The sequence below is a fragment of the Mycobacterium sp. ML4 genome, from assembly GCF_054515735.1.
In genome coordinates, this window is sequence record NZ_JBTNSY010000001.1 from 49,197 (window position 1) to 73,337 (window position 24,141).

Here is a 24,141-nt window from a genome sequence, read left to right on the forward strand (position 1 = left end):
GGCCGGGGACGTAAGTTAGCCGGGTGAACGGCGATCGATCACCCGAACCGCCCCGATTACGCAGGCCAATCGTGCCGCAGCCGGCGCAGCCCACCCGACCGGAGCCCGCCCCGGTGATCCGCCGTCCCGCCCGCGTACCGGGACCGGCGCCCAGACCGGCCGCCGCGCCGCCATTGCCGCCGCCGCCGGCTCCGGCGGCACCCAGAGCTCGTCGCACACGGCGGAAGCGCCGCTGGATCCGCACCATCGCCCTGAGCGTGGTGGTCCTGCTGTTGCTGGCGACTGCGGGCGTGCTGGCCGGCATGCTGTGGTTCGACTCCGCGGTGCACCGCCAACCGGTGTTCTCCGACTACGCGGACCGGCCCGGGCCGGGGCGCGGCACGAACTGGCTGCTGGTCGGGTCCGACAGCCGCCGGGACCTCTCCGCCGAGCAGCAGCAGGACCTGGCTACCGGCGGTGATGTGGGCACCGGCCGCACCGACACGATCGTGTTGGTGCACGTGCCCGGATTCGGGTCCAACATGCGGACCACACTGGTATCGATTCCGCGCGACTCCTACGTGCCGATTCCCGGCCACGGCCGCGACAAGATCAACGCCGCCTTCTCCCTCGGCGGGGCGCCGCTGTTGGCGCAGACGGTGGAGCAGACCACCGGCCTGCGCTTGGACCACTACGCCGAGGTCGGATTCGGCGGGTTCGCCGTCTTGGTCGACGCCGTGGGCGGGGTGACCGTATGCCCCGCCGAGCCGATTCACGACCCGCTGGCCGGGCTGGATCTGCGGGCCGGCTGCCAACAGGTGGACGGGCGCACCGCCCTGGGCTACGTCAGGACCCGCGCCACCCCGCGCGCCGATCTGGACCGGATGATCAACCAACGGCAATTCATGTCGGCGTTGCTGCACCGGGTGACAAGCCCGGCGGTATGGCTCAACCCGTGGCGTTGGTATGCGGTGCCGCGCGCAGCGGCGGGCGCCCTGACTGTCGACCGCGGGGACCACGCGTGGGACCTCGCCCGGCTCGGCTGGGCGCTGCACGGCCCCACCACACCGATGACCGTACCCATCGGGGAGTTCACCGACAGCGGCGTGGGCGCGGTGGTGGTGTGGAACCACGACGCCGCACGCGACCTGTTCGACGCGCTGACTGCGGACGCGCCGGTGCCGCCCGGCGCCCTACCGAACCAGCCGTGAGCAACCGCGACGGTTCTGCGCGGCATGCAAATGGATGAATTGGCTCCACCCATTCTCAGGTAGCGTTGCGCCCGCCAATAGCTAAACCTGGCCCGGCCCAGAATAGGTTTAACGCCGCGGCATAGTTAGGAAAACCTCTCCCGAATGGTGATGCCTTCGTTGCAGATGCCCAACCTGCATTCCACTGAGCAATGGTCTCATGGCGAAATTTCATTACGCCGGGTTCGCGCCTTTGTCAGCCTCGAAACCGTGACGTATCGCTTTGTCGACCGGGAAACCGCGACACTGCATTACGGCTGTCCCTTGATTCCAGTCGCGCCTAGCAGCAGGCCTGCGGTCCCACCGGTGCCTGCGTTGCCGGAAGTGATCGCTCCGGTACCGCCGTTACCGCCGTTGCCGCCGTTCCCGATCAGCACAGCGCTACCGCCGTTGCCGCCGTCACCACCAGTGGAGTTGCCTCCGCCGCCGGCGCCCCCGGCGCCGCCGCTACCGAACAGCTGGCCGGCCTTTCCGCCGGCGCCACCATCACCCCCGTTGGTAAAGCCGGGCGTGCCGGCTCCGCCGATCCCGCCGTAGCCAAGCAGGGTGGCGTTGCCGCCGACTCCGCCTGCTCCGCCATTGTTTCCTGATCCGCCCGCGCCGCCGGACCCGCCGTTGGAAATCAACAGTCCGGCGTTGCCCCCGGGCCCGCCGACTCCACCCGTGCCGCTAATGCCAACTCCGCCGGTCCCGCCGGCGCCCCCGGTGCCGAACAGCTGACCACCATTTCCACCGGCGCCTCCGGCGCCGCCAATGGCGCCGTTGCTGAATCCACCGGCGCCGCCGGCGCCGCCTGGGCCGGCAAGCAGTCCGGCGTTGCCGCCATGCCCGCCTGCTCCCCCGCCGCCCTGACCTCCTCCGCCGACTCCGCCATCGCCACCACCGGCGCCGACCAGCCCGCCAAACAGCCCTCCCGTACCGCCGGCCCCGCCGGCCCCGCCGGTCCCGTTGGCAATGATCGTGGTGGAGCCGCCCATGCCACCGCCACCGCCGGCGCCGAACAGTCCGGCGGACCCGCCTGCTCCGCCTACCCCACCGAGCTTGCCGGCTGATGCGCTGAATCCACCAGTGCCGCCGACCCCGCCGTTGCCGGAGAGCCATCCGCCGGCGCCGCCGACTCCGCCGGCCGCGCCATTGCCGGTTGACGAGTTTCCACCGGCTCCGCCGACGCCGCCGGTGCCCCACAGGCCAGCGGCCCCGCCGGTCCCGCCGTTTTGGTCAAGTCCACCGGAGCCGCCGGCGCCACCGTCGCCGAGCAACCAGCCGCCCGGCGCGCCATCTGCACCCGATCCTGCTGGGGCGGGCGCGCCGTTGCCGATGAGTGGGCGCCCGGTGGCGAGCTGGACCGGCGCATTTACCGCATTGAGTGCCTGCTGTTGCAAGATGTGCAGCGGCGAGGTGCTGATCGGAGCGTTGAAGCCGTCCCGGCCAAACAGCACGCCACTGGCGCCGCCGGTGCCGATGGCACCCGCCGCCGTTCCGGTTCCGCCGTAGCCGCCGTTGCCACCGTTTCCGATCAGCACGGCGTTGCCACCTGCCCCCCCGAGGCCCCCGGTGGTGGCTCCCGACCCGCCGGCTCCGCCGGCCCCGCCGATGCCTAGCAACGAGCCGGCCTTACCGCCGGTGCCGCCGGCGCCGCCGGCGGCAGCTGCGCTGGCCCCACCGGCCCCACCGACCCCGCCGGAGCCGAGCAGCAAGGCATCGCCGCCAGCTCCACCGGTCCCGCCGTTGTTGTTTCCGCCCCATCCGCCGACCCCGCCGGCACCACCGTTAGAAATCAGCAGGCCGGCGTTACCGCCATGCCCGCCGGTTCCCCCGACGCCAAATTGGCTGTTGCCGCCGGCGCCCCCCGCCCCACCACTGCCGAACAACATCCCGGCATTACCACCGTCACCGCCGGCTCCGGCGCTCCCTTGGCTGGATCCCCCGGCGCCCCCGGCCCCACCGCTGCCGGCGAGCCATCCGGCGTTGCCGCCGGCCCCGCCGGCACCCCCATTAGCTCCACCAGCCCCGCCGCCCATGCCGCCGTTCCCGCCGCCGGCGCTGACCAGCCCGCTCAACAATCCCCCGGCCCCCCCTGCGCCGCCGGCACCACCGCCAGAGGACCCATATCCACCGGCTCCGCCAACCCCGCCGGCACCGAACAGGCCGCCGGCTCCGCCGGCGCCGCCGGCCCCGCCGGCCGCGCCAGACAATCCGAATCCGCCGGCACCGCCGACCCCGCCATTGCCGAACAGCTGCCCGCCGGCTCCGCCGGCACCGCCCGCCCCGCCTTGGACCAACGCTGACCCCGGACCGCCGGCCCCACCAGCGCCGCCGGCGCCCATCAAGCCGGCGGCGCCGCCGGCGCCGCCCCGTAGACCCGCCGCGCCCGACCCGCCGTCGCCGCCGTCGCCGAGCAACCAGCCGCCGGGTGTTCCGTTTTGCCCCGTGCCGGGTGTTCCGGCCTTGCCATTGCCGATCAACGGACGCCCGGTAGCCGCCTGGATGGGGGCATTGATTGCGTCGAGCAATTGCTGCAATGGCGAAGCGCTGGCGGCCTCAGCGCTGGCGTAGGCGCTTGCGGTAGCAGTCAAAGCCTCGACGAATCGCTGCTGGAAAGCCGCTGCCTGAGCGCTGATCACCTGGTACTGGTGACCATGTACCGAGAACAGCGCGGCAATGGCTGCCGATACCTCATCCTCGGCGGCCACCAGCACCCGTGTCGTCTGGGCCGCCGCGACGGCGTTCGCGGCGTTAAGCGTCGAACCGAAACCGGCTAGATCAGCGGCGGTTTTCTCCAAAATTTCCGGCATCGTGAATACAAACGACATTTCGACCTACCTGGAACGGCGTTTACGTACGACTCGCAGCTGAACCTCATTGAATCAGCACCCCGCCGAGTCTGAAAGGGTTGCCCGTCGTCGTTAACGTGACGGTCGCAAGTCTGGCCGGTCGTGGTCGCCCAATATTGGCAAGAGTACGTATAGGGCGGATAGGTGACGTGATCTGCTTCAGCGGGGCCGGTCATGGGCACCATCCCACTCCTGGTCGACTCCATCTGAAGCTAAGCCGACCACCGGGAGCAGCTCGTTGCAGTGGTTCCTTACCGAGCAGGTCGAAGAGGTCCGGCTGGGTCAGGCACGCCGCGGGCGCTCAGCTCTAGTACGGCGAGCTAACCGCTGTTCTCGGTAGCCTTGCGCCTTTCCAGCCATGCCTTGGTACGGCCGGGGTGGTTCGTGGCGATCCACGCCACGCCGACCTCGCGACAGAAGTCGATGTCGTCGTACTCGTCAACCGTCCAGCAGTACACGGACCTGCCCTGGGCGGCCGAGCGGTCGACCAGTTGCGGGTAGTCCCGCAACGCCGGCAGCGAGGGTCCGACCGCGGTGGCGCCGACGGCAGTGGCCGCACTGCTGGTGAGGTAGCGGCCGGTCTTGCCCAGCAACACCGTGGGCAGCATCGGCGCGGCCCGCCGGATGCGCCAGACCGCCGCAGCGGAGAACGACATCACCACCGCACGCGATCGATCCGCGGACGCCGGAGCGGCGATGCCGAAGCGGTGCAGCAGCGCCAGCAACTTGCTCTCCACCAGCGACCCGTACCGGACCGGATGCTTGGTCTCGATGAAGATCTTCACCGGACGGTGCCAGTCCAGGACCATCGCAACGAGTGCGTCCAGCGTCAGCAGTCCGGTGTCACCGTGCGTGCCGTCGGGCCGCCAGCTGTCGTGCCATACCCCGTACTCCAGCTCTCGCAGTTCGGCCAGTGTCGTCGTGCTGACCAAACCCTCGCCGGTCGAGGTCCGGTCGAGGCGGCGATCGTGCACACACACCAGGTGGCCGTCACGGGACAGCCGGACGTCACATTCGACCCCGTCGGCGCCTTCTTTCAGAGCTATGTCATACGCGGCCAGGGTGTGTTCGGGGCGGGAATACGACGCGCCGCGGTGGGCAACCACAAAGGGATGCCCGGCGAGGACCTCATCCGCCCGCGTCATACGCCTATGCTGCCGGTTCCTGTCCCTCCAGCTCAACCGCAGCGGCTGGTACCGATTGGGTGGGGCGATCCGCGTCCACTACGACCCAGCGATGCGCCGGCCGTTCCACAGGTTTGCGTTCGAATCCCTCGAACACGCGGGCGACCGCGCCCACCGCGACGGCGGCGACCAGGTAGGCGAGCATCACCATCACCGTGTTGTTGGCGATGCCTTGAGCATCGCTGGACAAGCTGGTGAGGATGGCGAACACCGAGACCGCGTAGCTGACGACCCAGGCGAGCCACCAGAACGAGATCGATTTGCGCACCCGCTCGTAGTGGTCTTCGACAAGTGCCAGCTCAATGACGTAGACGGGCGCCATCACCACGTTGGCGAACGGCAGCAGGCAACCGGCCCAGAGTCGGCGGGTCGAGCGATGCTCTGGTATTCCGTGATAGGTGAACGCCGCGGCACGCCGCGCGATCAGCCACTTCACCAGCACCAGGAAACAGGCCAGCATCGCCGCCAGCGCCGCTACACTCGCCGCGATTCCCAGCCAGTCCGCCGCCGCGGCCACCAGAGAATTCAGCAGGGTGTTGCGGTTGTAGACCAGCAATCCGTAGCGCACGGCATATACCAGCGCCGCACCGGCGAGCACGAGCTGGGTGGCGAACATCAGCACCCGCACAATCTCGGCGCTGGGTCCTGCCTTGACCGGGGCTCCCGGAGAGGCCGTCGCGGACACCACCCGGTCGCCCAGGGTCCAGCGCGGTATGACCATGTAGCGGGGTGTCGGGCCGAGCGGTCGTCGGACCGGTCGCGGCGGCGGCGCGGCGCCGGGGCGCACCGCTATCCAGCGGAAACCAGGTGGGAGCCGGGGCGGAGTGCGGGTCACGGCGGGGCCGGCCGGCCTCTGCAGTGCGGCTTGTCCGCTCCACCGCGGGTCACCGGGCGGCGTATCCGGCAGCGGCGCCATCAGCGCCCCGCGGCAACGTGGGCACCACGTGCGCTGACGCTCCCGCACGTTCCACCGAGTGCCGCACTGGGAGCACACCTGAATCACCGGACCAGCCTAATGGGTGTCGTCCGGCACGCCGCGGCACCGCTGGGCCTCATAGCACAGTCGCCGCCGCGACCGGCGGGCGCCTACGCCGTAATAGACGTGACCCAGGACACAGCTACTAACGGCTATCCACAATTTCCACAGGTTTATCCACAGCTTGGATGGGCGGTCAAGACAGCCCCTATCGGCCAGATTCAGCGGTGACTGTGGATAACATCTATGGTTACGAGGAGTGTCGATAGACAGGCTCGCGACCGCTCGAGCGAATAGATCATCGCATCCACATCCGCGCATACCCGCTGTGAACGGCAGCCAAACGTACGTGTTCGCGCCGACCAGGATGGCCCGGCCGGACGACAGCCCACCACCGGAAACACGGCCCCACCGAACGGCCCGGGCCGCGCCGGCATCAGGTTTTCCTCCGCCGCAGTGTTAGCGCTATGATCGCGGACGCAGAGCTTCGTTGTGACTCACCTCACTAGACTCGTCGGCGCGGCTAGATAGACATGCAGTTGGAAGGCGTTTGATGGCCACACATTCGTTCGGTCCGGGTTCGACGCCGTCGAAGTCGTACTCGGGGTCGCCAGCCTGGAACCAGGCGTATGTCGTCGCTGCTTTGCGTGCCGGCCTGATCGCTCTGGCGCTGCTGGCGATTCTTGCCCTCATCGCGCTGTCTTGATGCCCGCTTGATTCGGCCGCCCTGGGTATACCGACCGCGTGCTGCCCAGGGTCGTCCTTGCGGCATACGCGGTCATGGAGCAGGGTTGGATATGCCAGGCTCGCCCCGTGGCGGGACCCCGCGAATGACACGTCAGACGATTTGCTCATCGAAGGAAGGAAAGCCGTGGCTGAATACACCCTGCCCGACTTGGACTGGGATTACGCAGCACTGGAGCCGCACATCTCTGGTCAGATCAACGAGATCCACCACAGCAAGCACCACGCCACGTATGTCAAGGGCGTCAACGACGCGGTCGCCAAGCTCGAGGAGGCCCGCGCCAAGGGCGATCACTCGGCGATCTTTTTGAACGAGAAGAACCTGGCCTTTCATCTCGGTGGTCACGTCAACCATTCGATCTGGTGGAAGAACCTCTCGCCGGACGGCGGTGACAAGCCGACCGGCGATCTGGCGGCCGCGATCGACGACCAGTTCGGTTCGTTCGACAAGTTCCAGGCTCAGTTCAGTGCCGCGGCCAACGGGCTGCAGGGCTCGGGTTGGGCCGTGCTCGGTTACGACACCCTGGGTGGCCGACTGCTGACCTTCCAGCTCTACGACCAGCAGGCCAACGTCCCGCTCGGTGTCATTCCGCTGTTGCAGGTCGACATGTGGGAACACGCCTTCTACCTGCAGTACAAGAACGTCAAAGCGGACTACGTGAAGGCGTTCTGGAACGTCGTCAACTGGCCCGATGTCCAGTCGCGTTACGCGGCGGCCACGTCGAAGACCTCTGGCCTGATCTTCCCCTGACCGTCGGTTCCACCGACTGGGGCGCCGCGCGCCATCGCGCGGCGCCCCTGTTGCTCTCTACGCCGCATCGACCGCTTCGCGTGTTGCCGGTGAGTAACGTCGCCGATCACCGGCCCTGACCGGTCGCGATTCGACTTGCAGGGAGCCAAAACCCCGCGCATGCTTGATTATTCGAGCTAACATGTGTTCGAGCTACCAGCGTGGTTACTTCGAATGAAGGCGTCACGGAGGCAAGATGGATACTGGGTCAGGCCGGCCGATAGGTGTATCCCCTTTTCATGCTCGCGGTGCCCTGAAAGGGTTTGTGATTTCAGGACGTTGGCCGGATTCCACAAAGGAATGGGCTCAGCTGCTCATGGTTGCGGTGCGGGTCGCCTCACTGCCCGGATTGCTCTCCACCACAACGGTGTTCGGCGCTCGCGAGGAGCTTCCCGACGAGCCTGAGCCCGGAACCGTGGGTCTGGTCCTGGCGGAGGGCACCGTGTTCGGCGAAACGGCGATTCAGCCGGGGTATTTCGCCGACCATCAGCCCCCCGCGCTGCTGATGCTGCATCCGCCCTCCGAGACGACGCCATCACTGCCGGAATGCACCGGCGCGGCGTCAGGTTGCGTGTTGTTGCCCGGCTTGCCCTATCTGGGGTTGGAGCACCGCGCCGCGTGGGTGGAAGCCGAGGCCGACGGCACCATCACCTCCATGGTGAGCCGGGTCGGCGTGGACCCGATCAGCCATCCCGACACCGCGATCCTGGCGATGCTGCTCGCCGCCTGAGTGCGGGGAGTTCTTCGCACCCTGTCAATCCGAAATTCACCGTCGTCGGCGTTGGCGCGCAAACTCCTGATCCGGCCGCAAGGCAGCCGCCGGAGTGCCGGTATGCGGGCTCCGGAAATACCTGCGCCGCTGTGGCGAGCCTTCGACCACGATCCGGCGCCCAGCGCGGCGCGGTTCACTTCGGCGGTGTCCGGCGCGGCTGCAAAGCCCCCGGCGGCGGTCGGCTCACAGCGGCGCATCGGTAGCGACAGCAAAGTGACCAGTGGTCGTTTTTTATCCACCCGCTGGTTGCCCAGAGTCCCCCGGCTCGGTTTCTGAAGCACTGGCAGCCGCACGCTTGGGCGCTGCCAACTGCGAATCACAGCGCCGGTTCCGGCTGGGTATTCTGCGGATAACCTGTGAAATCCGGTCGATTTGTGGACACCCGGTCCTTTCGTTTAGATGCTCGTCGGGGGGGTTGCGGTCAATCGCCCCGCACGCTGGTAGCGGGTACGATCGGGTTTGCACTTGGTGGTGAACACGATCAGTCGCTACCATGATCAGCAAATACCTATTGATAACCGTTCCCTCATACAGCCCGGTGGAGGTCTTATCGATGAGCACGACGTTCGCTGCCCGCCTAAACCGCCTGTTTGACACGGTTTACCCGCCCGGAAGGGGGCCGCACACCTCCGCGGAGGTGATCGCCGCGCTCAAGGCGGAGGGCATCACGATGTCGGCTCCCTACCTGTCGCAGCTACGTTCCGGCAACCGCACCAATCCGTCGTCGGCAACCATGGCCGCCCTCGCGAACTTCTTCCGGATCAAGTCGGCCTACTTCACCGATGACGATTACTACGAGAAGCTCGACAAGGAGCTGCAGTTCTACGCCACCGTGCGCGATGACGGCGTGCGCCGTATCGCGGTGCGCGCGCACGGACTTCCCGCGGAGGCGCAGCAGAAGGTCCTGGACCGCATCGACGAGCTGCGCCGGGCCGAGGGCCTCGACAACTGAGACCGAAGGTCCACACCTGACCTGGCAGTCCGGCCGCACCCTGTTCGGATTAGGGTTGGCCCAGCGTCGCGCACACGCATCGCGTCAGTTCACGAGATACCGGGAGGCGGCCGGGAATGGGCCTGTTCCGCAAGCGAAAGAGCCGCGCGACCCGTCGCGCCGAAGCCCGCGCGATCAAGGCCCGCGCCAAGCTGGAGGCCAGGCTTTCGGCGAAGAACGAGAGGCGCCGCATCAAGTCCGCCCAGAAAGCGGCTGACAAGGCACTCAACGCGCAACTCAAGGCGCAGAAAGACAGTGACCGGGTCGCACTGAAGATCGCCGAAACCGAACTCAAGGCCGCGCGCGAAGGCAAGATTCTGTCGCCCACCCGAATCCGCCGGACTCTCACCGTATCCCGCCTGCTGGCACCGGTCCTGGCGCCCCTGATCTACCGGGCGGCCGTCGCCGCTCGCGGCGTGATCGATCAGCGTAGAGCCGATCGACTGGGCATCCCGTTGGCCCAGATCGGCCAGTTCTCCGGGCACGGTGCCCGGCTGTCCGCCCGCATCGCCGGAGCCGAACAGTCGCTGCGGGCAGTTCAGGAGAAGAAGCCCAAAGACCCCGAAACCAAGCAGTTCGTCGCGGCCATCGGTGACCGGCTCTCCGAACTGTCCGCGGCCGTCACCGCCGCGGAAAATATGCCGACGCAGCGGCGCCGGGCGGCCCATGCCGCCATCTCCGCCCAGCTCGACGGGATCGAAGCCGACCTGCTGGCGCGTCTCGGGGTGTGACGCGGATGAAACGTCTGGTACGCACGGCGCCGCTGTGGGTTGCCATGGCGGTGGTCGCTGTGCTGATGGCCGGGACGGCGTCTGCGCATTCCGCCGCACCCCAGGACCCCGACGCACAGCTTCCCACCTGGCCGTTCGCGGTGGGAGCGATCGCGGCGGTCGCCGCCGTCGCGATCTGGTCCGTACGGCGCAGACCGTAGCCCACAGCTGTCCTGGCATGATGGGACCCGAGTCTCGCGCGACCTAGCGACCAAGCTGCAAAGGAGCCGCCGCATGGCAGACCCGCAGGATCGACCCGACGGCGCACCCGAATCCGGTCCGCCGGCCAAGAAAGCACCCGCCAAAAAGGCCGCCGCGAAAGCGCCGGCCAAGAAAGCACCCGCCAAGAAGGCCGCCGCGGCTAAGGCGCCGGCCAAAAAGACGCCCGCGAAGAAGGCACCGGCCAAGAACGCCGCCGCCAAGCAGGCTGAGCCGGCCGCCCCGAAGTTGGTTGAGCAGCGTGTCGACCTACAGCAGCGCGCCGAAACCAATGGACAGCTCGAAGCTGCTAAAGATGTTGCCGCGCAGGCAAAGTCGACGGTCGAGAGTGCGCAGAACCCGTTGCCCCGGGAGGTCTCGGAGCCGTCGGCCCTGCAGTCCCCCGTCCCGTGGGTGGTCGCGGTCACCCTGAGCCTGCTGGCCCTGCTGCTGGTCCGGCAACTACGTCGTCGCTGACCTATGTCGATCGCGTTCCGGCCCACCGCTGACCTGGTCGACGACATCGGACCCGAGGTGCGTAGTTGTGATCTGCAGTTCCGGCAGTTCGGGGGTCGCGCGGAGTTCGCCGGTCCGATCAGTACCGTCCGCTGTTTCCAGGACAATGCGCTGCTGAAGTCGGTGCTGTCGCAACCTGGCGAGGGCGGGGTCCTGCTGATCGACGGCGGCGGCTCGTTGCATACCGCGCTGGTGGGTGACCTGATCGCCGAGCTGGCCCGGTCCAACGGGTGGGCCGGGCTGATCGTCAACGGCGCGGTGCGAGATGCCGCCGCACTACGCGGAATCGACATCGGTATCAAGGCGCTGGGCACCAATCCCCGCAAGAGCACCAAGACCGGTGACGGGCAGCGCGATGTCGAAATCACGCTGGGCGGCGTGACATTCGTGCCAGGCGAGCTGGCCTACAGCGACGACGACGGCGTTGTCGTCGTCGCTGCAGGAGATTGAGCGCGCGACTAGACCGCTACCGCGGCGGGCTTTTTGGCGAAACGCAGACCCTCGTCGGCGATCTTGCCCCGCCGGATCAGGTGAATATCACGCAGATAGTTCTGGTTCAGCCGCCACGGGGTCCGGGAGCCCTGTTTGGGCAACTGGTCCAGCGACCGCAGCACGTAGCCCGGGGTGAACTCCATGAACGGCCGGTCTTCCACATCGGGGGCCGGCTCGTCCACCACGACCGTGTCGAAGTTGTTGTCGTCCATGTAATTCAGTAAGCGACAGCCGAATTCGGAAACCAGGTCGGCTTTGAGTGTCCATGAGGCGTTCGTGTAGCCGACGGTGTACACCATGTTCGGGATGCCGGACAGCATCATGCCCTTATAGGCCATCGTTCTGGTCAGATCCACCGGCTCGCCGTCGATGCTGGTTGTCGCGCCGCCGAACAGCTGCAGATTCAAGCCCGTTGCGGTGACGATGATGTCGGCCTGCAGCTCGCTGCCGGAGTTCAGCCGGATACCGGTCGGGGTGAACCTCTCGATGGTGTCGGTGACGACATCGGCCTTGCCGTGCCGAATGGCACGGAACAGGTCGCCGTTGGGCACCAGGCATAGCCGCTGGTCCCAAGGGCTGTAGTGCGGACCGAAATGCTTTCGCACGTCGTAGCCCGCAGGCAACTGACGCTGGGCCAAACCCATGAACATCTTCCGCATCCGCCGCGGCCATTTCTGACACGCGCCGTATACCGCCGCTTGCCGAAGCACGTTCTTCCACCGGATCGCGGTGTAGGCCGCTCTCTCCGGAAGCCAGCGGTTGAGCTTGTCGGCGACGCCGTCCGTCTCCGGCTGCGACACGATGTAGGTCGGCGAGCGCTGCAACATCGTGACGTGCTTGGCGCCCGAATTCGCCAGTGCCGGAACCAGCGTGACGGCCGTCGCGCCACTGCCGATCACCACGACGTTCTTGCCCTGGTAATCGAGATCCTCGGGCCAGTGCTGCGGGTGGATGATCGGTCCGGTGAAGTCGCCGGCGCCGGCGAATGTGGGTGCGTAGCCCTCCTCGTAGTTGTAGTAGCCGCTGCACAGGAACAGAAAAGAGCAGGTAATCGTGCTCGGCGTGCCGTTGCTGTCGATCTGCAGCGTCCACTGGTTGTCCGCGGTGGACCAATCCGCGCCCGTCACCCGCTGCCGAAAGCGCATGTGCTTGTCAATGCCGTACATGGCGGCAGTGCTTTTGACGTAGTCGAGGATCGGTTTGCCGTCGGCGATGGCCTGACGCTCGGTCCAGGGGCGGAATCGGAAGCCCAACGTGTACATGTCGGAGTCCGAGCGGATGCCCGGATAGCGGAACAGGTCCCAGGTGCCGCCCATATCGGCCCGCTTCTCGAGGATGGCGTAGCTCTTCGCGGGGCACCGGTCCTGCAGATGCCAGGCCGCGCTGACCCCCGAGATGCCGGCGCCCACGATCACGACGTCAAGGTGCTCAGTCATACCGGCCACGCTATCAACACTATGTCGAGTCGGCCAACGAGATGTCGACAAGGAACGCGCCGATACGCTGATGGGGGGGGGTGGGCGGCCAGGACGGCAGCCAAGGCTGGCCGTGCCCGTTGTCGACATGGTGTCGAGATTCTCGACGCGGTATACGCTGCTTGGATGGCCACCTCCCCCGCGACCAGGACGTCGCTGCCGCGCGGGCGGCGCAGCGCACGACCGTCCGGGGATGAACGTGAGCTCGCGATACTGGTCACCGCCGAAAAGCTGCTGGAAGATCGCCCGCTGGCCGACATCTCGGTCGACGATCTGGCAAAGGGTGCCGGCATTTCCCGGCCCACCTTTTACTTCTACTTCCCATCCAAAGAGGCGGTGCTGCTGACCCTGCTAGACCGGGTGGTCAACGAGGCCGATACTGCGTTGCAGGCACTTGCGGAGCGTCCCGAATCCGGACGCGACGACATGTGGCGCACTGGCATCAACGTGTTCTTCGAGACGTTCGGCGCGCACCGGGCCGTCATTCGGGGCGGCCAGGGTGTCCGGGCCGTCAATGCCGAAGCCCGGGAGCTGTGGTCGGTGTTCATGCAGAAGTGGATCGCCTATACCGCTTCGGTCATCGAGGCCGAGCGGGAACGGGGAGCCGCGCCCGACACGCTGCCGGCCGCGGAGCTGGCCACCGCGCTCAATTTGATGAACGAGCGCGCCCTGTCGGCATCGTTCCTGGCCGAAGAGCCTTCGGTACCCGAGGCCAGCGTGCTGGACACGCTGGTGCACATCTGGGTCAGCGCCATCTACGGCGAGAAACGCTGAGCTGTCGGCCGCTTGTGCGAACATATGTTCGTGCGCTGTGAGGCGACCATTCTGCACGCGGACCTCGACTCGTTCTATGCCTCCGTCGAGCAGCGGGACGACCCTGGATTGCGGGGGCGCCCGGTGATCGTCGGCGGCGGTGTCGTGCTGGCCGCCAGCTACGAGGCCAAGGCCTACGGGGTGCGCACCGCGATGGGTGGGGCGCAGGCACGCCGGTTGTGCCCGCATGCGGTGGTGGTGCCGCCGCGGATGAGCGCGTACTCCAAGGCCAGCGACGCGGTCTTCGAGGTGTTCCGCGACTGCACGCCGCAGGTGGAGCCGCTGTCGGTGGACGAGGCGTTCCTGGACGTCGCCGGATTGCGCCGGATATCCGGAACTCCTATTCAGATCGGAGCCAGGTTGCGCACCGACGTGCGCGACCGGGTCGGCCTGCCGATCACCGTTGGCATCGCCCGCACCAAGTTCCTGGCCAAGGTCGCCAGCCAGGAGGCCAAGCCCGACGGGCTGCTGCTCGTGCCTCCGGATCGTGAGCTGGAGTTCCTGCATCCGCTGCCGGTCCGCCGGCTGTGGGGGGTGGGCGCGGTGACTGCCGAGAAGCTGCACATGCACGGCATCACGACGGTGGCCCAGGTCGCCGAACTCGGCGAATCCATGCTGGCGTCCCTGGTCGGACCCGCGATGGGCCGCCAACTCTATGCCCTCTCGCGCAACATCGACCGCCGCCGGGTCAGCGCCGTGGTGGGGCGGCGCTCGGTAGGAGCCCAGCGGGCGCTGGGGCGGGCAGGCACCGGCATGTCGCGCGCCGAGGTCGACGCGGTGGTGGTCAATCTGATCGACCGGATCACCGGCCGGATGCGCGCCGCGGGTCGCACCGGCCGCACGGTGGTACTGCGGCTGCGCTTCGAGGACTTCAGCCGCGTCACCCGATCGCACACCATGCCGTGGGCCACCTCCTCGACGGCGCCCATCCTGGCCAGCGCCCGCCGGCTGGTGGCATCGGCGGCGCCGTTGATCGCCGAGAAGGGGCTGACGCTGGTCGGCTTCGCCGTCTCGGGCATCGACCGCGGCGGCGCCCAACAGTTGGCGTTGCCGTTCGCCGGGGAGTCACCCGCCGTCGACGCGGCGATCGACGAGGTTCACCGCCGCTACGGCAAGTCGGCGCTGACGCGTGCCGTGCTGGTCGGGCGCGACCCGGGGCTGGAGATGCCGCACCTACCGGACTGACCAGGTCAGCAACTCCTCGACCGGCCACGTGTTGATGATGCGGTCGACGGGGACTTCCGCGTCCAGCGCCCGCTGCGCGCCGTAGCCAAGGAAATCCAGCTGCCCCGGTGAGTGCGCGTCGGTGTCGATGCTGAAGACGCAGCCGATATCGCGCGCGAGGTTGAGCAGCCGGCCGGGCGGGTCGCGGCGCTCGGGCCGGGAGTTGATCTCCACCGCGGTGCCGTGGTCGCGGCAGGCGGTGAACACCTTCTCGGCGTCGAACTTCGATTCCGGACGAATTCCGCGGTTGCCCGAGACCAGGCGACCGGTGCAGTGCCCCAGCACGTCGACATGCCCGTCGGAGACCGCGCGCACCATTCGCCTGGTCATCGCCGCCGGTTCCATCGACAGCTTCGAATGCACGCTGGCCACCACGATGTCGAGACGATCCAGCAGCTCGGGTTCCTGGTCCAAAGTGCCGTCCTCCAGAATGTCGACCTCGATCCCGGCGAGAATCCGCAGCGGCGCGAACTTCTCGCGCAACTCGTCGATCAGGTCGAGTTGCTTACGCAAGCGGTCCGGCGAGAGGCCGTTGGCGATGGTCAGCCGCGGTGAATGATCGGTCAGCGCACAGTACTCATGCCCGAGGCTGGCCGCGGTGGCCATCATCTCCTCGATCGGCGCCGATCCGTCCGACCAGTTCGAATGCAGGTGCAGATCCCCGCGCAACGCCACGCGTACCTCACCGCCACCGAGATCCTCTGCAGCGGCGCGCAATTCGACCAACTGGTCCGGCTCGTGACCGGCCCACGCCTGCGCGATGACTTTGGCGGTCTTGGGGCCGATGCCCGGGATCGACTGCCAGCTGCCGGCCTGGCCATGCCGTTCCAGCGCGGCTTCGTCGAGACGCTCGATGATGTCGGCGGCGTTGCGATAGGCCATCACCCGCCGGGAATCCTGGCGTTCGCGATCCTTGTAATACGCGATCTGACGCAGCGCAAAGACCGGATCCATCAGAGCAACTGCCCGGCGATGAACCCGGCGAACACCACGGCGAACCCGCCCATCTCACCGACGATCAACAATGTCATCATGACGCCGGTCCCTCGCACCGGCGGGTCGAATTGGTTCTCGGTGTCACGTCGCGCGCCATGCACGATGTAACTCACGATCGCGCCGACGAAGAACAACACCGCGACGCCGGTCGCTGTCAGGTTCACCCACACCGGCCACGCACTGAGTTCGACGAACGGCGCGAACAACAACGTGGCGAATGCATACAACAGCGCCGCCCGGTGGGCGATGTCGACGTACACGTGGGCGCGGTGGTCGTGGGCGGCCATGATCTGCCGGTACTTCCACACCCCGAGGCCGAGCGCGAGCAGAAAGATCAAACCCGTTGCGAGCAGGGTGAGTTTGGTATCGAGTCCGAGAAGCATCGTCTGACCGAGTCTAATGTCGGAATCATGCGATTCGCATTCAAGACCTCACCACAGAACACCGCCTGGGCCGACATGCTGGCCGTGTGGCGGGCCGCCGACGACATCGACGTCTTCGAATCGGGCTGGACCTTCGACCACTTCTACCCGATCTTCTCCGACTCAACCGGGCCCTGCCTGGAGGGGTGGACGACGCTGACCGCGCTGGCTCAGGCCACCAAGCGGCTGCGCCTGGGCACCCTGGTCACCGGCATCCACTACCGTCACCCGGCAGTGCTGGCAAACATGGCGGCCACGCTGGACATCATCTCGGGCGGCCGCCTCGAACTCGGCATCGGCGCGGGCTGGAATGAAGAAGAATCCGGGGCGTACGGCATCGAACTGGGCAGCATCAAGGAACGCTTCGATCGGTTCGAGGAGGCCTGTCAGGTGCTGATCGGACTGCTCAGCGACGAGACCACCACCTTCGACGGCACGTACTACCAACTCAAGGACGCTCGCAACGAGCCGAAGGGGCCACAACGGCCGCATCCGCCAATCGCCATCGGCGGCAGCGGGGAAAAGCGGACTCTGCCGATCACAGCGCGCTACGCGCAGCACTGGAATTTCGCCGGCGGGACGGCGGAGGAGTTTGCACGCAAGCGCGACGTGCTCGCCGCGCGGTGTCAAGATATCGGGCGGGACCCGACGGAGATCACCCTGTCGGCCCATCTGGGCCTGGGGCCCGATCGCAACTACGGGCAAGTCATGGAGACCGCGGCCGCGTTGGGTGCGGAAGGACTGGACCTCGGCATCGTCTACCTCGCTCCGCCGCACGACCCTGCCGTCCTCGAGCCGCTGGCCCAGGCGATTCGCCAATCAGGTTTGCTGAGCTAGCGCGAGCAAACCGCATGCCCGTGCGACCGCCAGATCGCGTCAGATGGCGAAACGCAGCAGCTCTTCGGCCGTGACCAGACGTTCGTGTTTTGCCGGAAACTCACGGCTCTTGACCGGGTGGCGAACCAGTGACCAGGCGATTCTCGCCATTCTTGTCCGGGGAACTGGGTTCATGCGCACGGTGGTGACTCCTGCGATCGATTGACGCAACCGTGGCTCCCGGGCGGCCCGAGCTCCCTGTGACGGAGACCACAGACAGTTATTAGACACCGATGCGCTGGCAAACGTTCGGCGGCGCGCCGAACATTTATCAAATGTTTCGGATGTGACGGATGAGGTTAAGCGAGTGGTGCCGCGGTCGGCTTGATCGGCGCCGGCAACGCACTGGCACCCATCAGATAACGGTCCACCGCCGCGGCGGCGGATCGGCCTTCGGCGATCGCCCAGACGATCAACGACTGGCCGCGGCCCATGTCGCCGGCCACGAACACACCCGGAATCGAGGTCTCGTAGTCGTCGCCGCGTGCCACGTTGCCGCGCTCGGTGAACTTCACCCCCAGGTCGGTGAGCAGACCCGGCTTCTCCGGCCCGACGAATCCCATCGCCAGCAACACCAGGTCGGCTTCGAGCTCGAAGTCGGTCCCTTCGACCTTGACGAACTTTCCGTCCTGCATCGCCACCTCGTGCACCCTGAGCGCCGTCACGTGCCCGTCCTCGCCGACGAACTCCTCGGTATTCACCGAGAACACCCGCTCGCCGCCCTCCTCGTGCGCCGAGGCGATGCGGTACATCAGCGGATACGTCGGCCAGGGCGTGGACGCGGCCCGGGTCTCCGGCGGCCGGGGCATGATCTCGAACTGGTGAATGCGCGCCGCGCCCTGCCGGTGCGCGGTGCCCAGGCAGTCCGCGCCGGTGTCACCGCCTCCGATGATCACCACCTTCTTGCCCTTGGCGGTGATCGGCGGCTCCCCGTCCGGCCCCAGCACGTCGTCACCCTCCTGGACCCGGTTGCCCCACGGCAGGTACTCCATCGCCTGGTGGATGCCGTCGAGATCGCGGCCCGGCACCGGCAGGTCGCGCCACGCGGTGGCGCCCCCGGCCAGCACGACCGCGTCGAAGTCGGACAGCAGCTGCTCGGCGGTGATGTCCTCCCCGACGTTGACGCCGGGCCGGAATTGGGTGCCCTCGGCCACCATCTGCTGCAGCCGGCGGTCGAGCACCCGCTTCTCCATCTTGAACTCGGGAATGCCGTATCGCAGCAATCCGCCGATCCGGTCATCCCGCTCGAACACGGTGACCTTGTGCCCGGCACGCGTCAGTTGTTGCGCCGCAGCCAATCCCGCGGGACCCGAGCCGACGACGGCGACCGTCTTACCGGTATCGCAATGCGGCGGTACCGGTTCCACCCAGCCTTCGTCGTAGGCCCTGTCGATGATCTCGAGCTCGATCTGCTTGATCGTCACCGGGTCCTGGTTGATGCCCAGCACGCACGCCGGCTCACACGGAGCCGGACACAGGCGTCCGGTGAAGTCGGGGAAGTTGTTCGTTGCATGCAACCGGTCGATCGCGTCGCGGAAACGCCCCCTGCGAACCAGATCGTTCCATTCCGGAATCAGGTTGCCCAGCGGACAGCCGTTGTGGCAGAACGGAATACCGCAGTCCATGCAGCGCGTCGCCTGCTCGCGCAACGTCTCGCCGTCGAACTCCTCGTAGACCTCTTTCCAGTCCTTGAGCCGCAGCGGGACGGGTCGCCGCTTGGGCAATTCCCGGTGCGTGTACTTGAGAAAGCCAGTTGGATCAGCCATGCGCCGCCGCCATAATCGCCTTGTCGACATCGGTGCCGTCGCGTTCGGCGTCAGCGATCGCCTGCAGCACCTTCTTGTAGTCGCGCGGCATCACCTTCACGAAATGCCGCTGCTGGTTACGCCAGTCGGCCAGGATACGTCGGCCGACAGCAGAATCGGTGGCATCCACGTGCGCCGTGATGATGCCGTGCAGGAACTCCGCATCGTCGGAGTCCAGTGCCTCGGCGTCGACCATCTCGATGTTGAGGTTGCTGGGCAGTTGCTCCTCGGGGTCATAGACGTAGGCCACGCCGCCCGACATGCCGGCGGCGAAGTTGCGCCCCGTGGCGCCCAGGATGACCACCCGGCCACCGGTCATGTATTCGCAGCCGTGGTCGCCGATGCCCTCGACCACCGCATGGGCGCCGGAGTTGCGGACCGCGAACCGCTCACCGACCACCCCACGCAAGTAGACCTCACCGCTGGTGGCGCCGAACAGGATCACGTTGCCACCGATGATGTTGTCCTCGGCGACATAATCCTCGGGTGCATTGTCGGACGGGCGCACCACGATCCGGCCCCCGGACAGGCCCTTGCCCACGTAGTCGTTGGCATCGCCGTAGATACGCAGAGTGATCCCCCTGGGCACGAAGGCTCCGAAGCTGTTGCCGGCCGACCCCTCGAACGTGATGTCGATGGTTCCGTCCGGCAACCCTTGTCCGCCATAGGCTTTCGTCACCTCGTGGCCGAGCATCGTGCCCACGGTGCGGTTGACGTTGCTGATCGTGGTGGAAAAACGGACCGGCTTCTGGGAATCCAGCGCTTCCCGGCTCATCACGATCAACTGCTGGTCCAGCGCCTTGTCCAAGCCGTGGTCCTGCCGCGAACTGCAGTACAGGTCCTGGTTCATGAACGCCGATTCCGGCTCGTGCAGCACCGGTGTCAGATCCAGCCGGTGGGCCTTCCAGTGCGCCCGGGCCAACGTGGTGTCCAGCGCTCCGGCCTGTCCCACGGCCTCGTTCACCGTCCGGAAGCCCAACTGCGCCAGGTACTCCCGCATCTCCTCGGCGATGAACATGAAGAAGTTCTCCACGAACTCCGGCTTGCCGGTGAACCGCTCGCGCAGCAGCGGATTCTGGGTGGCCACGCCCACGGGGCAGGTGTCGAGGTGACAGACCCGCATCATGATGCAGCCGGCCACCACCAGAGGGGCGGTGGCGAAACCGAATTCCTCGGCGCCGAGCAACGTCGCGATCATCACGTCGCGACCGGTCTTGAGCTGGCCGTCCACCTGGACCACGATCCGGTCACGCAACCCGTTGAGCAGCAGGGTCTGCTGCGTCTCGGCCAGACCCAGCTCCCACGGGGCGCCCGCGTGCTTCATCGACGTCAGCGGAGTCGCGCCGGTGCCGCCATCGTGCCCGGAGATCAGCACCACGTCGGCGTGTGCCTTGGACACGCCTGCGGCCACCGTCCCGACACCGTTCTCCGACACCAGCTTCACATGTACTCGCGCCGACGGGTTGGCGTTCTTGAGGTCGTGGATCAGCTGTGCCAGATCCTCGATCGAGTAGATGTCGTGGTGCGGCGGCGGGGAGATCAGCCCGACGCCCGGCGTGGAGTGCCGCACCGAGGCCACCCACGGATACACCTTGTGCCCAGGGAGTTGGCCGCCCTCACCGGGTTTGGCGCCCTGGGCCATCTTGATCTGGATGTCGGTGCAGTTGGTCAGGTAATGCGAGGTGACGCCGAACCGGCCGGAGGCGACCTGCTTGATCGCGCTGCGCCGCCAGTCGCCGTTGGGATCCTTCTCGAACCGCGTGACGTCCTCGCCGCCCTCACCGCAGTTGGACCGGGCACCCAACCGGTTCATCGCGATGGCAAGTGTCTCGTGCGCTTCGGCGGAGATTGAGCCGTAGCTCATCGCGCCGGTGGAAAAACGCTTGACGATTTCACTGGCCGGCTCGACCTCGTCGATCGGCACCGATGGGCGCAGGCCGGCACGGAACTTGAGCAGCCCGCGCAGCGATGCCATCCGCTCGCTCTGGTCGTCGACCAGCCGGGTGTACTCCTTGAAGATCTGGTACTGCCCGGTCCGGGTGGCGTGCTGCAGCTTGAAAACGGTCTCCGGGTTGAACAGGTGGTACTCGCCCTCGCGACGCCACTGGTATTCCCCGCCCACCTCCAGCTCGCGGTGCGCTCGCTCGTCCGGCCGGTCCAGGTAGGCAAGTGCGTGCCGGGACGCGACATCGGCGGCGATGTCGTCGAGGGTGATGCCGCCGGTGGGACAGGCCAATCCGGTGAAGTACTCGTCGAGCACGTCCTCGGAGATGCCGACGGCCTGGAAGAGCTGCGCACCGGTGTAGGACGCCAAGGTCGAGATGCCCATCTTGGACATCACCTTCAGCACGCCTTTGCCCGCGGCCTTGACGTAGTTGTTGAGCGCTTGGTTGCGTTCGATGCCGTCGATCAGGCCGCGGTCCAGCATGTCTTCGATCGACTCGAACACCAGGTACGGGTTGATCGCGGCCGCACCGCACCCGATGAGCATTGCCATGTGGTGCACTTCGCGGGCGTCGCCGGATTCGACGACCAGACCCACGTGCGTACGGGTGCGATCCCGCACCAAGTAGTGGTGCACACCAGCCACGGCCAGCAGCGACGGGATGGGAGCCATCGTCTGGTCGGAGTTGCGGTCGGAAAGGATGATCAGCCGTGCACCGTCGGCGATCGCCGCCGACGCCTGCGCGCGCACGTCGTCGAGTGCGGCGGCCAGCCCGGCACCGCCCTCGGCGACCCGGTACAGGCAGTGAATCACCTTGGACCGCAATCCATGTGGCCTGCCGTTGACCTCGTCCTCGGGGTTGAGGTTGATCAGTTTGGCCAATTCGAAATTGCGCAGAATCGGCGATGGCAGTGAGATCTGGTGGCAGGATGTCTCATCCGGGTTGAGCAGGTCGCGCTCCCCGCCGGTGGTGCCTTGCAGGCTGGTCACCACCTCTTCGCGGATCGCATCCAGCGGCGGGTTGGTCACCTGGGCGAACAACTGGTGGAAGTAGTCGAAAAGCATCCTCGGACGCTTGGACAGCACGGCGATCGGGGTGTCGGTGCCCATCGACCCGAGCGGCTCCGCGCCGGTGCGCGCCATGGGAGCCACCAGCAGGTTCAGTTCCTCGTAGGTGTAACCGAAGGTCTGTTGCCGTACGACCAGGCGGTGATGCGGCATGCGCACGTACTTGTTTGCCGGCAGTTTCTCGAGCGGAACCAGACCCTTGTCGAGCCACTCCTGATACGGATGCTCAGCGGCCAGTTCGGCTTTGATCTCCTCATCGGAGACGATGCGGCCCTGGGTGGTGTCCACCAGGAACATCCGGCCCGGTTGCAGCCGCATCCGCTTGACCACGGTGGAGGGGTTCAGGTCCAGCACCCCGGCCTCCGACGCCATCACGACCAGGCCGTCTTCGGTGACCCAGATCCGGGACGGTCGCAGGCCGTTGCGGTCCAACACGGCGCCCACGATGGTGCCGTCGGTGAACGTGATCGACGCGGGGCCGTCCCAAGGCTCCATGAGAGCGGCGTGATACTGATAAAAGGCTCGCCTACGCCGGTCCATACTCTCGTGGCGTTCCCACGCCTCGGGGATCATCATCAACACCGCGTGAGCCAGACTGCGGCCGCCCAGGTGCAGCAATTCGACCACCTCGTCGAAGCGGGCGGTGTCAGATGCCCCGGGCGTACAAATCGGGAACAGCTTCTCGACGTCCTCCTGCGAACCGAAGATGTCGGTCTTGATCAGCGCTTCCCGGGCCCGCATCCAGTTCTCGTTGCCAGTGACGGTGTTGATCTCGCCGTTGTGCGCGACCCGGCGGAACGGGTGTGCCAGCGGCCAGGACGGGAAGGTGTTGGTGGAGAACCGGGAGTGCACGATTCCCAGCGCGCTGGTCACGCGGTTGTCCTGCAGATCCAGGTAGAAGGCCTTGAGCTGGGGAGTGGTCAGCATGCCTTTGTAGACGAACGTCTGACCCGACAGGCTCGGGAAGTACACCGTCTCGCGGCCCGGGCCGTCCTGACCCGGGCCCTTGGTGCCGAGTTCATGCTCGGCCCGCTTGCGGACGATGTAAGCGCGCCGTTCCAGCGCCATGCCGGACGCGCCGGCCATGAAGACCTGGCGGAAGGTGGGCATCGCATCGCGCGACAAGGCGCCCAGCGAGGAGTCGTCGGTGGGCACGTTGCGCCAACCGAGCACCTGCAGGCCCTCGGATTCGGCGATCTTCTCGACCGCGGCGCACGCCGACGCGGCGTCCTTGGACGACTGGGGCAGGAACGCGATGCCGGTGGCGTAGCTACCCGCCTCGGGGAGCTCGAAATCGACGACCTCGCGCAGGAAGGCATCCGGGACCTGAATCAGGATGCCGGCGCCGTCACCGCTACGCGGTTCGGCGCCCGCGGCACCGCGGTGTTCGAGATTGAGCAGTGCGGTGATCGCCTTGTCCACGATGTCGCGGCTACGCCGACCGTGCATGTCTACGACCATGGCCACACCGCATGAATCGTGTTCGTATGCGGGGTTATAAAGCCCGACGCGCCTGGGCGTCATTCCCACCTAACCCTTCAGCAGACTTTCTGCACGGCCGCTTCGCGAATCGACTTTCCGAATCGATAGGACCGCACTCGGAGGTTGCGGGCTCGACCCCCTCGGTCTCATCGACAGGCTGTCCGCCAAGCGGAGATAATCCGGTCGGGGATTCGTCCGTGCAGCATTGAACGGTAGCCCCGAACCTGGTTTCGACAAGTCGTAAAACGATATGACAAAAACCGCCTGACATGCCAACTTACCAATACTAACCGTTCACCTGGCAGCGCCGTAAATTCGCTGTTACCAGCGCTTGACGGTGGCGTGGCTGTGGCGGGGATCGCAACGCCCGGGCGATCAGCGCAGCTGTCCGGTTCGACTTTGCTGCAACTACCCGGGGGCCGTCCCGTCCCGCGGTCACCCCATGGCCCCCGCGTGTCACACCGGCAACACCGCACGCAATAACGCGTGGCAGCAATGTCAGGGATATCGGCACCGGGCCTGCGGCCAGCCGGCGTGCC

The 24,141-nt window shown here is 66.9% G+C and carries 20 protein-coding genes; 12 read left to right on the forward strand and 8 right to left on the reverse strand.

Translation table 11 applies throughout. The features are described 5' to 3' along the window. Positions 1-23 precede the first annotated feature (23 nt). Positions 24-1,190, forward strand: coding sequence for an LCP family protein (locus tag ACX9NE_RS00205; protein ID WP_459360312.1), 1,167 nt, complete (start codon positions 24-26; stop codon positions 1,188-1,190). 290 nt (positions 1,191-1,480) lie between these two features. Here ACX9NE_RS00205 and ACX9NE_RS00210 read toward each other — a convergent pair whose 3' ends face one another. From ACX9NE_RS00210 to ACX9NE_RS00220, 3 genes are all read right to left on the reverse strand, one after another. Continuing rightward, on the reverse strand, positions 1,481-4,042 hold the full coding sequence (locus ACX9NE_RS00210) for a PE family protein (protein ID WP_459360311.1): 2,562 nt from the start codon (positions 4,040-4,042) through the stop codon (positions 1,481-1,483). 341 nt (positions 4,043-4,383) lie between these two features. After that, complete coding sequence (locus ACX9NE_RS00215; protein WP_459360310.1) at positions 4,384-5,208, reverse strand: glycerophosphodiester phosphodiesterase; 825 nt, start codon at positions 5,206-5,208, stop codon at positions 4,384-4,386. Between the two features lie 4 nt (positions 5,209-5,212). Further along, positions 5,213-6,250: a DUF4328 domain-containing protein gene (locus ACX9NE_RS00220; RefSeq protein WP_459360309.1), complete on the reverse strand. Its 1,038-nt coding sequence runs from the start codon at positions 6,248-6,250 to the stop codon at positions 5,213-5,215. 526 nt (positions 6,251-6,776) lie between these two features. Here ACX9NE_RS00220 and ACX9NE_RS00225 point away from each other — a divergent pair. The 8 genes from ACX9NE_RS00225 (at position 6,777) to rraA (ending at position 11,454) form a co-directional block, all read left to right on the forward strand. Continuing rightward, positions 6,777-6,929, forward strand: coding sequence for a hypothetical protein (locus ACX9NE_RS00225; RefSeq protein ID WP_459360308.1), 153 nt, complete (start codon positions 6,777-6,779; stop codon positions 6,927-6,929). A 165-nt stretch (positions 6,930-7,094) separates the two neighbouring features. Next, positions 7,095-7,718, forward strand: a complete 624-nt coding sequence (locus ACX9NE_RS00230; RefSeq protein WP_459360307.1) for a superoxide dismutase — start codon at positions 7,095-7,097, stop codon at positions 7,716-7,718. Between the two features lie 235 nt (positions 7,719-7,953). After that, positions 7,954-8,487, forward strand: a complete 534-nt coding sequence (locus ACX9NE_RS00235) for a peptidase (RefSeq protein ID WP_459360306.1) — start codon at positions 7,954-7,956, stop codon at positions 8,485-8,487. Between the two features lie 595 nt (positions 8,488-9,082). Beyond that, on the forward strand, positions 9,083-9,481 hold the full coding sequence (locus ACX9NE_RS00240; RefSeq protein ID WP_459360305.1) for a transcriptional regulator: 399 nt from the start codon (positions 9,083-9,085) through the stop codon (positions 9,479-9,481). A 116-nt stretch (positions 9,482-9,597) separates the two neighbouring features. Continuing rightward, positions 9,598-10,251, forward strand: a complete 654-nt coding sequence (locus ACX9NE_RS00245; protein WP_459360304.1) for a DUF6474 family protein — start codon at positions 9,598-9,600, stop codon at positions 10,249-10,251. A gap of 5 nt (positions 10,252-10,256) precedes the next feature. Continuing rightward, on the forward strand, positions 10,257-10,451 hold the full coding sequence (locus ACX9NE_RS00250) for a hypothetical protein (protein ID WP_459360303.1): 195 nt from the start codon (positions 10,257-10,259) through the stop codon (positions 10,449-10,451). A 73-nt stretch (positions 10,452-10,524) separates the two neighbouring features. Further along, positions 10,525-10,965 carry an Rv3852 family protein gene (locus ACX9NE_RS00255; protein WP_459360302.1) on the forward strand — a complete coding sequence of 147 codons (441 nt, stop codon included), beginning with the start codon at positions 10,525-10,527 and terminating at the stop codon, positions 10,963-10,965. Positions 10,966-10,968: 3 nt separating this feature from the next. Beyond that, positions 10,969-11,454: a ribonuclease E activity regulator RraA gene (gene rraA, locus ACX9NE_RS00260; RefSeq protein ID WP_459360301.1), complete on the forward strand. Its 486-nt coding sequence runs from the start codon at positions 10,969-10,971 to the stop codon at positions 11,452-11,454. A gap of 8 nt (positions 11,455-11,462) precedes the next feature. Here rraA and ACX9NE_RS00265 read toward each other — a convergent pair whose 3' ends face one another. After that, positions 11,463-12,932, reverse strand: a complete 1,470-nt coding sequence (locus ACX9NE_RS00265) for a flavin-containing monooxygenase (RefSeq protein WP_459360300.1) — start codon at positions 12,930-12,932, stop codon at positions 11,463-11,465. 165 nt (positions 12,933-13,097) lie between these two features. Between ACX9NE_RS00265 and ACX9NE_RS00270 the strand changes: the two genes are divergently transcribed. Beyond that, positions 13,098-13,745: a TetR/AcrR family transcriptional regulator gene (locus tag ACX9NE_RS00270; RefSeq protein WP_459360299.1), complete on the forward strand. Its 648-nt coding sequence runs from the start codon at positions 13,098-13,100 to the stop codon at positions 13,743-13,745. A gap of 24 nt (positions 13,746-13,769) precedes the next feature. After that, positions 13,770-14,969 carry a DNA polymerase IV gene (dinB, locus tag ACX9NE_RS00275; protein ID WP_459360363.1) on the forward strand — a complete coding sequence of 400 codons (1,200 nt, stop codon included), beginning with the start codon at positions 13,770-13,772 and terminating at the stop codon, positions 14,967-14,969. Here the strand turns inward: dinB and ACX9NE_RS00280 are convergent. Both ACX9NE_RS00280 and ACX9NE_RS00285 read right to left on the reverse strand, forming a co-directional pair. Beyond that, positions 14,958-15,962 (reverse strand): PHP domain-containing protein, encoded by a 1,005-nt coding sequence (locus ACX9NE_RS00280; RefSeq protein WP_459360298.1) that lies wholly within the window; start codon positions 15,960-15,962, stop codon positions 14,958-14,960. The two genes, dinB and ACX9NE_RS00280, sit on opposite strands and share 12 nt — an antisense overlap. Next, positions 15,962-16,387, reverse strand: coding sequence for a hypothetical protein (locus tag ACX9NE_RS00285; RefSeq protein WP_459360297.1), 426 nt, complete (start codon positions 16,385-16,387; stop codon positions 15,962-15,964). The genes ACX9NE_RS00280 and ACX9NE_RS00285 overlap by 1 nt, the downstream gene beginning before the upstream one ends. Positions 16,388-16,414: 27 nt before the next feature. On the opposite strand from ACX9NE_RS00285, the gene ACX9NE_RS00290 reads away from it, so the two are divergent. Continuing rightward, on the forward strand, positions 16,415-17,263 hold the full coding sequence (locus tag ACX9NE_RS00290) for an LLM class F420-dependent oxidoreductase (RefSeq protein WP_459360296.1): 849 nt from the start codon (positions 16,415-16,417) through the stop codon (positions 17,261-17,263). 338 nt (positions 17,264-17,601) lie between these two features. Here the strand turns inward: ACX9NE_RS00290 and ACX9NE_RS00295 are convergent, their stop codons facing one another. Both ACX9NE_RS00295 and gltB read right to left on the reverse strand, forming a co-directional pair. Then, entirely contained in the window at positions 17,602-19,068 is a 1,467-nt protein-coding gene (locus ACX9NE_RS00295) for a glutamate synthase subunit beta (protein WP_459360295.1), read from the reverse strand. Then, positions 19,061-23,644: a glutamate synthase large subunit gene (gene gltB / locus ACX9NE_RS00300; protein WP_459360294.1), complete on the reverse strand. Its 4,584-nt coding sequence runs from the start codon at positions 23,642-23,644 to the stop codon at positions 19,061-19,063. The genes ACX9NE_RS00295 and gltB overlap by 8 nt, the downstream gene beginning before the upstream one ends. Between the last annotated feature and the right edge of the window lie 497 nt (positions 23,645-24,141).

Bases quoted from the DNA above. Each gene is read 5' to 3' on its own strand.
- ACX9NE_RS00210 (WP_459360311.1), bottom strand. From the start codon at position 4,042: ATGTCGTTTGTATTCACGATGCCGGAAATTTTGGAGAAAACCGCCGCT.
- ACX9NE_RS00215 (WP_459360310.1), bottom strand. From the start codon at position 5,208: ATGACGCGGGCGGATGAGGTCCTCGCCGGGCATCCCTTTGTGGTTGCC.
- ACX9NE_RS00225 (WP_459360308.1), top strand. From the start codon at position 6,777: ATGGCCACACATTCGTTCGGTCCGGGTTCGACGCCGTCGAAGTCGTAC.
- ACX9NE_RS00235 (WP_459360306.1), top strand. From the start codon at position 7,954: ATGGATACTGGGTCAGGCCGGCCGATAGGTGTATCCCCTTTTCATGCT.
- ACX9NE_RS00240 (WP_459360305.1), top strand. From the start codon at position 9,083: ATGAGCACGACGTTCGCTGCCCGCCTAAACCGCCTGTTTGACACGGTT.
- ACX9NE_RS00245 (WP_459360304.1), top strand. From the start codon at position 9,598: ATGGGCCTGTTCCGCAAGCGAAAGAGCCGCGCGACCCGTCGCGCCGAA.
- ACX9NE_RS00250 (WP_459360303.1), top strand. From the start codon at position 10,257: ATGAAACGTCTGGTACGCACGGCGCCGCTGTGGGTTGCCATGGCGGTG.
- ACX9NE_RS00255 (WP_459360302.1), top strand. From the start codon at position 10,525: ATGGCAGACCCGCAGGATCGACCCGACGGCGCACCCGAATCCGGTCCG.
- rraA (WP_459360301.1), top strand. From the start codon at position 10,969: ATGTCGATCGCGTTCCGGCCCACCGCTGACCTGGTCGACGACATCGGA.
- ACX9NE_RS00265 (WP_459360300.1), bottom strand. From the start codon at position 12,932: ATGACTGAGCACCTTGACGTCGTGATCGTGGGCGCCGGCATCTCGGGG.
- ACX9NE_RS00270 (WP_459360299.1), top strand. From the start codon at position 13,098: ATGGCCACCTCCCCCGCGACCAGGACGTCGCTGCCGCGCGGGCGGCGC.
- dinB (WP_459360363.1), top strand. From the start codon at position 13,770: ATGTTCGTGCGCTGTGAGGCGACCATTCTGCACGCGGACCTCGACTCG.
- ACX9NE_RS00280 (WP_459360298.1), bottom strand. From the start codon at position 15,962: ATGGATCCGGTCTTTGCGCTGCGTCAGATCGCGTATTACAAGGATCGC.
- ACX9NE_RS00285 (WP_459360297.1), bottom strand. From the start codon at position 16,387: ATGCTTCTCGGACTCGATACCAAACTCACCCTGCTCGCAACGGGTTTG.
- ACX9NE_RS00290 (WP_459360296.1), top strand. From the start codon at position 16,415: ATGCGATTCGCATTCAAGACCTCACCACAGAACACCGCCTGGGCCGAC.
- ACX9NE_RS00295 (WP_459360295.1), bottom strand. From the start codon at position 19,068: ATGGCTGATCCAACTGGCTTTCTCAAGTACACGCACCGGGAATTGCCC.
- gltB (WP_459360294.1), bottom strand. From the start codon at position 23,644: ATGACGCCCAGGCGCGTCGGGCTTTATAACCCCGCATACGAACACGAT.